The organism is Dapis hubbardiae BLCC-M172 (assembly GCF_050016015.1).
Lineage (GTDB): Bacteria > Cyanobacteriota > Cyanobacteriia > Cyanobacteriales > Microcoleaceae > Trichodesmium.
Window position 1 is genome coordinate 1 of the sequence record NZ_JBNHEQ010000183.1, and the last position, 9,095, is coordinate 9,095.

A 9,095-nucleotide genomic window follows, 5' to 3' on the forward strand; every position below is an offset into this window, starting at 1 on the left:
AAGAAATTAAAGAGCTTGTGTACCTCATAAGCTTGAGAAACGCTATATAGTATTTCTAAAATGAGCAAGATATACAGTTTTTGTATTTTAGGGAACAAAGAATAGGGAACATAGAAGATAAAAAAATAGTCTACCTCATTAATATAATAACCTCTATATTCGGGGAAGTAAGAGTCATAATTAATAGTAGTTTCATGTCATTTTACCGATTAATTAATTTTTGACAACCTATTATTTTGGATGGGTATTATGGTATGGGAGTAGATGTTCGATGTGTTAAAAAAATCAAAATAGAGAAAAAGTCTGAAACTATGATCGTTGTTGCCTAATTATGTATATATTTTTTTGACATAACTGTGCCGAGGATGACTATATTTACCTAATTGTAATTGAATATTTCCCTATACCCTAAATCTGTAAAATCTGCTAGTTTATATATTTCCTATATCTGGAAATAATCACAAAACTAACTATACTAATCCTAATACTGTCTTTGATTAATAAAAAATTACCAGAACTGGATAAAATGTCTAATTCTGATGTGGCTGTTGAGATTCAAAATGGAAGATAAAGATATATTTTCTACACATTCTAAACAACTGTGCCGAGGATGACTATATTTACCTAATTGTAATTGGATATTTTCCCGTACCCTAAATCTGTAAAATCTGCTAGTTTATATATTTCCTATATCTGGAAATAATCACAAAACTAACTATACTAATCCTAATACTGTCTTTGATCAATAAACAATTACCAGAACTGGATAAAATGTCTAATTCTGATGTGGCTGTTGAGAGTCAAAAAGGAAGATCGACATATATTTTATAGACAACTGTGCCGAGGATGACTATATTTGCATAATTGGATATTTTCCCCTACCGTAAATCTGTGAAATATGCTAGTTTATATATTTCCTATATCTGGAAATAATCATAAAACTAATTGTACTAACCTAGGGCGTGTCTTTAATGAATAAAAAATCACTAGAACTGGATAAAATGTCTAATTCTGATGTGGCTGTTGAGAGTCAAAATGGAAGATTAACTAAAAGAAAGAGTAGAATTGTTAGTAGGTGTTTGTCTCCTGCTTTGAAATTTTGGTTAAAATCTCAACTAGAAGAAGTAGCAGAATTAAAAGTTAATATTGAAGGTGGCGATCGCCAAATTCTTACAGGTAAAATTCCGCAAGTTTCTATTGCTTCTACTGATGCGATTTTTCGCGGACTACATTTAACTGAGGTGGAGCTATCTGCTACTGGGATGAGGATTAATATTGGTCAAATTATTAAGGGTAAACCATTACAAATTTTAGAATCTTTTCCTATATTTGGCCAGATTAAATTGCTAGAATCTGACTTTAATGCTAGTCTGGAGTCTCCTCTTTTGGCTGAGGCTATTATTGAGTTTTTAACTCCACTATTAAGGCCAGATTTTATAGCAGACCTGGAGCAACCTATCAGCTTGTATGACCAGAAAGCTGAAATATCTACAGGTCATCTAAGTTTCTTTGCTAATGTTATGTCTAAATCTGATGCCAAGATTCCTTTAAGTTTACATACTGATTTGAAACTTGCTAGTAGTTGTGAATTATTGCTAGAAAATTTGAATCTTCAAGTTTCACAAAAGCCTAGTAATTGCTTTTCAGATAATATCAAAATTGACTTAGGCTCCGATGTTGAACTACAAGAATTAACATTAGATTCTAGTCAAATTATTTGTGGAGGCAGCTTGATAGTTAATCCCTAAATTAAATTTAGACACTCTCACCGTTAAAATAGAATCCGGTTATATACTATATCTTTATATCTATAACTTCACTTCCCACACTTCCCACCCCTTTTACTGCCCAAAATAATCAGTAGGGCTTGCTAATTAAATATAAAAGTATTGGCAGATAAAGGTTTGAGCATTTTTCAAGATTGTCTTTGCAGCAATTGTAGGGGGGAATGGCCATTCCCCCCTACTGTATTTTAGCTAATAAAAACTTAAGGAGCCTTGATTAATTTCCCTGTAGAAGTAGCTATGAAAGGTTCTATTCCTGCATCTATATCCTAAAGACATTTTAGCTACTGGATTATCTGGCACTGATGCTGATAAATTAAAAGTAATCATTCAGATAATAACCCGTAGTTTTTTTTGACTACCCTAGCTTGTTTAGCTACCATTCCTTTAATTATTGCTCTGCTGATTAAATATCAAAGAATTTACAGATAAAAGTTTTAGCATTTTTAGGTCTTGAAAAAGTAGGTAGTTTTCAGCTCTTTATGCTTAAAAAGTTAGCATTTTTGGCGCATAGTTGAGCAAAAAAATTACTCCCCTACTCCTTAAAAAAGACTTTTTCAGCAAACCATAATTGGGTGTTATACCAATTCCCAGGCATTAATGCTATACTTGAGTGACACTTCAGTTATCAAGTAATTAACACAGGTAAAATAAATTATTACCTAATTATTAGTCATTTAATGTTCATTATTCTTCTGTGTACGGACGCCCTTATACAATGTCCCTTCCCCCCACCTCCCACACTCCCGTACGGACGCCCTTATGCAACGTCCCTACCCAAACCTAATCAAATATAGCAAGGTTTTTGATAAATGGTATTACACCCACATCTTTAGTTTCACTCCTAGGAGGGGATAAGCGAGGGTAATGCTTTCCTCCAAGTCCATAATGATAGAGATAGCTATCTCAAATGAATTGGAAAAGCTATTTTTAAGCATATCCGAAACAAATTTACAGAAGCCAAAAAACAAAAAAAGCTGATTGTTAATTACTCAAAGCAGCTAACTGTTTTAACATTTGCCTCAAACTATCTCGCCAGTATGGAGAATGGTTTCCCAAGACTTTTGAGATTTTACCACTATTCAAAACTGAAAAAGCAGGTCGTTTTGCTGGAGTTGGATATTCAGCAGTAGTAATGGGAGCTACTCGTTTTACCTTTAAAGGAAAACCCAGTTGTTTTGCTTCCTCAAAAATAGTCATGGCAAAATCGTACCAACTAATAGCTCCACTATTTGTATAGTGATAAGTTCCATAGGTTTCTGAATTAAGATGAGGAATAATTTGAGCGATCGCCTCTGCTAGATCTCCGGTCCAAGTTGGGGAACCGACCTGATCGTAGACAACTCTTAATTCTTCCCTATCTTTACCTACCCGCAACATAGTTTTGACAAAGTTACCTTTTCCATAAACTCCATAGACCCAAGCTGTTCTAATAATAATGTGATTAGCTTCTGTTTCCCGAATTGCCTCTTCTCCAGCTAACTTAGATTTACCATAAGTTCCGAGTGGGTTAGTAAGGTCATTTTCTGTATATGGTCTACTTTGACTACCATCAAAAACATAGTCGGTAGAAATGTGTATTAAGGTTGCTCCTAATTTTTTTGTCTCTTTTGCCATAATACCTGGAGCAATACTATTAACAGCATGAGCTAATTCTGGTTCACTTTCAGATTTGTCAACTGCTGTATAAGCTGCGGCATTGATAATTAGCTCTGGTTTCACTTGGTCTATAAGTTGGGATATAGCATTAGGGTCTGCCAGGTCTAAATTTTCTCGCCCCACTGTTGTTACTTCTCCTATTTTTGTCAGGAGTGGTTGTAGTTGATGGCCTAGTTGTCCGTTAATACCTGTTAGTAGGATTTTCATTTGTAATTTTTTGATTTTATTTTTTATCTGATGAGAAAAATTCCATTAAGTAGTTCTGATAAATTATTGTTGATATTTTCAGTCGTTACAATTTCATCATATATAAAATACTTGTTAATAGTAAGTCCTAATCTAGCAAACAAAAACTATAACGTTGGAGATATTGTATTTGAAACCCATGGTTTGGTTAAGTATGGAAAAACTTGCTAGTCAACAGCCAGAGTTTTTTGTTATACCAATTTCGAGGTCGTAAATTCGTCTAATGAATTCTACTATAGCAATTCCCAAAAAGCGTGAGGTACAAAATTTTAGGTTTGAGGGAACACTTAACTGGGAACAGGGAACAAAAAGACAAAAATACAACTATACCTCATAAGCTTGGCAAACGCTATATTACTTCCTCTCTCTAGATTAAAATATTTTCCACAAAGTAATAAACCAAAAACTTACTTGAAAAGAGGGAGTAGGGGTAAATAATGGATGATTTCTACGGGATAATTGATTTTATTTTTGATTATCGGAGATGTCTAGTAGACAAAACTATAATATTATATATAGCGTTTCTCAGAATAATGAGGTACACCTATCTTTTGTTTCTATTCTATTCCGTATTCCCAGTTAAGTGTTCCTTGTTGCCTAAAAGAAACTAATTTTGTACCTTACCAGTATAGGAATTGGTATAGTATTTGAGACTCATAGGTTAAGTAAGTGTTTCAGAACTTACTTATTAACAGCCAGATTTTTTTGTCATACCAATTTCGAGATCGTAAATTTGTCTAATGAATTCTGCTACTACTCCCTCTCCTTGGATCAAAATTTTTCAACCTTGTCCTCAACCTAGACTACGTTTCTTTTGTTTTCACCCTTCGGCCTCTGGTGCTTCCTTGTTTCGCCTCTGGGGAAAATACTTGCCTTCTAATATAGAAGTATGTGCTATACAACTACCCGGAAGAGAAACTCGAATTAAAGAACCCCTGATTACAAAATGGGACAACCTCTTACCTCCATTGATTCAAGCATTAAAACCATTAATTATAGAATACCCCTTTGTCTTTTTTGGGCATAGTCTTGGTGCCGCCATCTGTTTTGAATTAGCTTGTCAACTGCGAATGGAAAAACTGCCAATTCCCAAAGGTCTATTTCTTTCTGGTCGTTATGCTCCTCACATTCCCATTGATAAACCAGTTCATCAAAAGTCAGACCAGGTTTTAATATCTAAATTTCGTGACTATGGTGGTACCCCAGAAGCAGTGTTGCAAAACCGAGACTTAATGGAATTATTTGTACCAATTTTACGAGCAGACCTAACTCTCCACGAAACATATATCGAATCTGGTGAACCTCCTTTTGAATTTCCCATAGTTACTTTCAGAGGTAAAAATGATGGTGAACTTAACTATAAAGAATTGTTTGAATGGAGGCATTATACTCTAGGTTCTTTTGACTTACATGAATTTCCAGGTGGTCATATGTTTTTCCAAAAGGAACCAAAAACTTTAATTGAGACAATCTTAAAATTTCTGTGAGGTTATTTCAGTTATCAGTTATCAGTGCTTCTAGGTTAAATAGAAGGCTTGAAATAGGGGATTTTATTTTTTCTATCCCCTTAAAAGTTGGCAGCTTAAGACCTTATTTATTATTCCTTTAATGTTCCTTGAATTACAGGACTTTCTGTGGATAGTAAGCTACAGTTTTCCAAGATTAGCTATTAGTCTTATTGCCTTTAGTTGAAAACTAAATTTCCTCGTTATTGTGCTTCAATTCTCTGGTTGAAAATGTAGTAGAAGTTAAGCAAATGCTTAGTTCATTCGTTAAAAAGCTGATAGATGATAACTAATAGCTGAATGCTGACAACTAATTCCCTACTCCCGAAAAAAATGAAAATTCCTAATTACTTCAAATTTAACGCAATACTTGTTTTTATCCTATTATCAACTCTCTGTAGTTTTTCATCCTCAAGTATAGCTGACGATCTCCCTTTAACACAGAGATGGAATCCTTCAATTTTTGGAAAAAATGATGAAGTAGGTTCAGTTAATTGGATTAATAATAAAAAAGTTTTAGAATCCCTAAAATTAGTCAAAAAAGGTAAAATAGCTACCCTTGGCAAAGTTTATCAAAGTGATGCTCCGGTATTTTCCCAACGTAATTGGAAATTAATAATTCCCGGCCTACCAACCTATAAATTTCCTGGAGAAAATAGCATTATTGCTAATGATGAATATGTGATGGCTGAGTTAGGTCAGGTTGGCACTCAATTTGATGGTTTAGGTCATATTGGCGTGAAGACTTCTCAAGGAAATTATTTTTATAATGGTAACTTTTTAGAAGAATTTGGAACATCCTACGGGTTAAATAAATTAGGAGTAGAAAAGATTGGAGAGTTAGGGTATGTGACTAGGGGAGTATTATTAGATATTGCTGGTTATCGAGGAGTTGAACGTTTACCAGTTCCTCAAGGTAAGAAAAAAAATGACCCAGGAATTATTACAATTAATGATATTAAAGGAGCAATAAAAAAACAAAAAATAGCTCCAATAAAACAAGGGGATGTAGTTATTTTCCATACAGGTCATGGTAAGTATTGGGGAAAAGACTGGGATAGTCTTAGTCCTGAAAAAAAAGCCAAAAATCGTCAAATATTTAATTCTGGAGAACCCGGTCCTGGTATTACTAGCTGTCGTTATTTATCTAGCTTAAAAATAGCTATGGTAGGGTCAGATAGTTGGGGAACTGAAGCTACTCCTGGTGAAGACCTAAATCGACCTTTTGACTGTCATATTGAATGGATGGTTAAACAGGGTATTACTAATATTGAAAACTTGGATGTTAGTCAGTTAATAGAAGATAAAGTTTACGAATTTATGTTTGTTTTTGCACCTCTAAAAATGAAAGGTGGAACAGGTTCACCAGCTAATCCTATTGCTATTTATTAGTTTAGGGAGTAGGGAGTAGTTATTTCAGTTAGCCTCCTGTCGGAGGAATTGCGTTAACAGTTATTAGTACCTCGTTAAATAAGGAGAGTTGAAATACGGAATCTTCTTTTTTTATCTTCTTAAAAAAGGAAGCGTAACTACCCAAATTTTTCGGTGAATAAGGCAGACCTGAAGAAGAGTAAATTTAGCGATCTAGCTAGGAGTGAAGGAGTAAATATTTAAAGAAAAGGGAAAAATGATAGAGATAGCTATTTTCAAATTAATCCGTTTATATGAATCTAGAGAGTAGGGAGTAGGGAGTGGAAGGAGTGAATAACTGAATAAGTGAATAAGAATTTAGTTATTAGGAGTGAAGGAGTAAATATTTAAAGAAAAGGGAAAAATGATAGAGATAGCTATTTTCAAATTAATCAGTTTATTAATCTAGAGAGTAGGGAGTAGGAAGAAGTGAATAAGAATTTAGTTATCTAGGAGTGAAGGAGTAAATATTGAAAAAAAAGGAAAAATGATAGAGATAGCTATTTTCAAATTAATCCGTATATCTGTGGAAAAATCCGTGTCTTGCCATCCGTACCAAAATTAGTGTCTTGTTCTACTGTTTATGTTAATCAAAAAAAAGTCAGAAATTACTTTTATAATTATCACCACCATAGCAATTTTACTCCCAGCTTTCTATGTACTTTTTATGATATCGAAAGCAGGGGAACTACTGAATTTCGATTATTGGTGGATGATTAAAAATATTTATTCCATAGATGGTTTTTCCACTAATATTTTTGACTGGATGTTTCGAGCAAATGAACATTTTGTCTTAATTCCTGCCATAATTTACGCCCTAAATATTCTGGCTACCAAAGGTTCCAATATTGGGTTGTGTGTAGCTACATTTTTCCTAGCTTCTATTCAGGGAATTTTGTTAATAGCATTAGTACCGAATACTCTCAAAAAATATCGTTCGATACTTTTATTATTAATTTTATTTATCTCGGTTTTTAACTTTACCCCCGCTGCTGCTCATAACTGGATGCGTGGATATAGTGGAGTACATTGGGTAATTGCTAATTTGTTTGTTATTGCCTCAATTTTTTGTGTAAAAAAATTACTAGAATTTCTACAAAATAGATTTGCTATTGCCAGTATAATCTTCGGAATTTTAGGATGTATTAGTTATAGTACCGCTCTAGGAATTTGGCCGATATTATGTGCAGTTGCTATTCTATATAAATTACCAAAAAAAATTACTACCTCTTATCTATGTTTTTCTGTTTTAGTAATAGGTCTTTATTTCCTAACTTACACAACACCTTCTCACCATCCCTCATTATCTAAACTGAATTTAATTGATATAGTTGCCTATATTCCTGTTTATCTAGGAGCAATTTTTACTCATAATATTCCTGTCGCTTCAGCAATAGGTTGGGCAGGATTAATTTTAGCAGCAATTTTTATAATTTATTGGTTATTTCTATCTTATCCTCAAGATTTTTTGCCCTGGTTATCAATAATAAATTATAGTTTTGGCACTGCTTTAATGGCTGCTGTTAGTCGTTCTGGTTTTGGAGCAGAACAAGCGATCGCTTCTCGTTATGCGACTCTACCTTCCCTGTTTTGGTTAAGTCTAATTATCCTGATTTTTTTATGGTTAGAAAAACAGCGACTTACCCCAAAAAAACAAAGGTATTTTGTGATGCCATTAGTGGCAGTTTTGACAGTTCTAACTATATTAATGTATCAAGTAGGTACGGAAACTTTTAGACAAATTGCTTATCGGGCAACTTTTGAACCTTTAGTAGCATTATCGTTACAACTTGGTATTTCCGATCCGACTTTAATTAAAGAAAAAGTTGGCAACAGACCTGCTGCTTTTTTAGGATTAGTAGATGCTTTAAAAGCTGATGGTTTAGTACCTTTTCATCAAGATATAAAACAGGATAATTTTTGCGCTAATTTAGATGAGAAAATTAACTCTAATTTATTAACCGCAAAACTCCCAGAAAATTTGCAGGGATATTTTGATAATGTGACTAAATTTTCTCCAACTACAGCTAGAGTAAATGGATGGGTTAGTCAAGTTAAAAGTCAAAATTCAGAAGTTAAAAGTGAAGAGAATTTTGAAATTAAATGTATTGTTATTTTGAATCAAGAAAATGTAGTTAAGGGTTTTGGAATGTCTGGTTTTCCTCGTGCTGATGTAGCAGAATTATTAGGAGAAGAATATCAATTTTCAGGCTGGAAAGGATATATAGAAGTTAAAATTAAAAAGTCAAAAGTCAAAAATTCCGAAAATATTCAAGAGTCAAAGCCGGAGATTTTCAGAGCTTATGTCAAATTGAAAAATTCCCCAAATTGGATAGCTTTAACTAATCAATATAGTTTTGACAAGTCTGATATATCCAACTGAAAAGTCATCCATTCAAAAGTCGAAAATTCTGACAATATTCAAGAGTCAAAGTTGGAGATTTTCAGAGCTTATGTCAAATTGAAAAATTCCCCAAATTGGATAGCTTTA

At 33.5% G+C, this 9,095-nt stretch carries 5 protein-coding genes; 4 read left to right on the forward strand and 1 reads right to left on the reverse strand.

Annotation, left to right across the window (positions count from 1 at the left end; all coding sequences use genetic code 11):
* The first annotated feature begins 971 nt into the window (after nt 1–971).
* Entirely contained in the window at nt 972–1,748 is a 777-nt protein-coding gene (locus tag ACP6PK_RS16685) for an LmeA family phospholipid-binding protein (RefSeq protein WP_426560987.1), read from the forward strand.
* A 1,020-nt stretch (nt 1,749–2,768) separates the two neighbouring features.
* Here the strand turns inward: ACP6PK_RS16685 and rfbD are convergent.
* Nucleotides 2,769–3,650, reverse strand: a complete 882-nt coding sequence (gene rfbD, locus ACP6PK_RS16690; RefSeq protein WP_426560989.1) for a dTDP-4-dehydrorhamnose reductase — start codon at nt 3,648–3,650, stop codon at nt 2,769–2,771.
* 779 nt (nt 3,651–4,429) lie between these two features.
* Between rfbD and ACP6PK_RS16695 the strand changes: the two genes are divergently transcribed.
* The 3 genes from ACP6PK_RS16695 (at nt 4,430) to ACP6PK_RS16705 (ending at nt 8,987) form a co-directional block, all read left to right on the forward strand.
* On the forward strand, nt 4,430–5,176 hold the full coding sequence (locus tag ACP6PK_RS16695) for a thioesterase II family protein (RefSeq protein WP_426560991.1): 747 nt from the start codon (nt 4,430–4,432) through the stop codon (nt 5,174–5,176).
* A gap of 351 nt (nt 5,177–5,527) precedes the next feature.
* Nucleotides 5,528–6,586 carry a cyclase family protein gene (locus tag ACP6PK_RS16700; RefSeq protein WP_426560993.1) on the forward strand — a complete coding sequence of 353 codons (1,059 nt, stop codon included), beginning with the start codon at nt 5,528–5,530 and terminating at the stop codon, nt 6,584–6,586.
* 601 nt (nt 6,587–7,187) lie between these two features.
* A complete protein-coding gene (locus ACP6PK_RS16705) occupies nt 7,188–8,987 on the forward strand; it encodes a hypothetical protein (RefSeq protein WP_426560995.1) in 1,800 nt (599 codons plus the stop codon).
* Nucleotides 8,988–9,095: the final 108 nt, after the last annotated feature.

Coding starts and splice junctions, on each gene's coding strand:
- ACP6PK_RS16685 (WP_426560987.1), top strand. CDS start 972: ATGAATAAAAAATCACTAGAACTGGATAAAATGTCTAATTCTGATGTG.
- rfbD (WP_426560989.1), bottom strand. CDS start 3,650: ATGAAAATCCTACTAACAGGTATTAACGGACAACTAGGCCATCAACTA.
- ACP6PK_RS16695 (WP_426560991.1), top strand. CDS start 4,430: ATGAATTCTGCTACTACTCCCTCTCCTTGGATCAAAATTTTTCAACCT.
- ACP6PK_RS16700 (WP_426560993.1), top strand. CDS start 5,528: ATGAAAATTCCTAATTACTTCAAATTTAACGCAATACTTGTTTTTATC.
- ACP6PK_RS16705 (WP_426560995.1), top strand. CDS start 7,188: ATGTTAATCAAAAAAAAGTCAGAAATTACTTTTATAATTATCACCACC.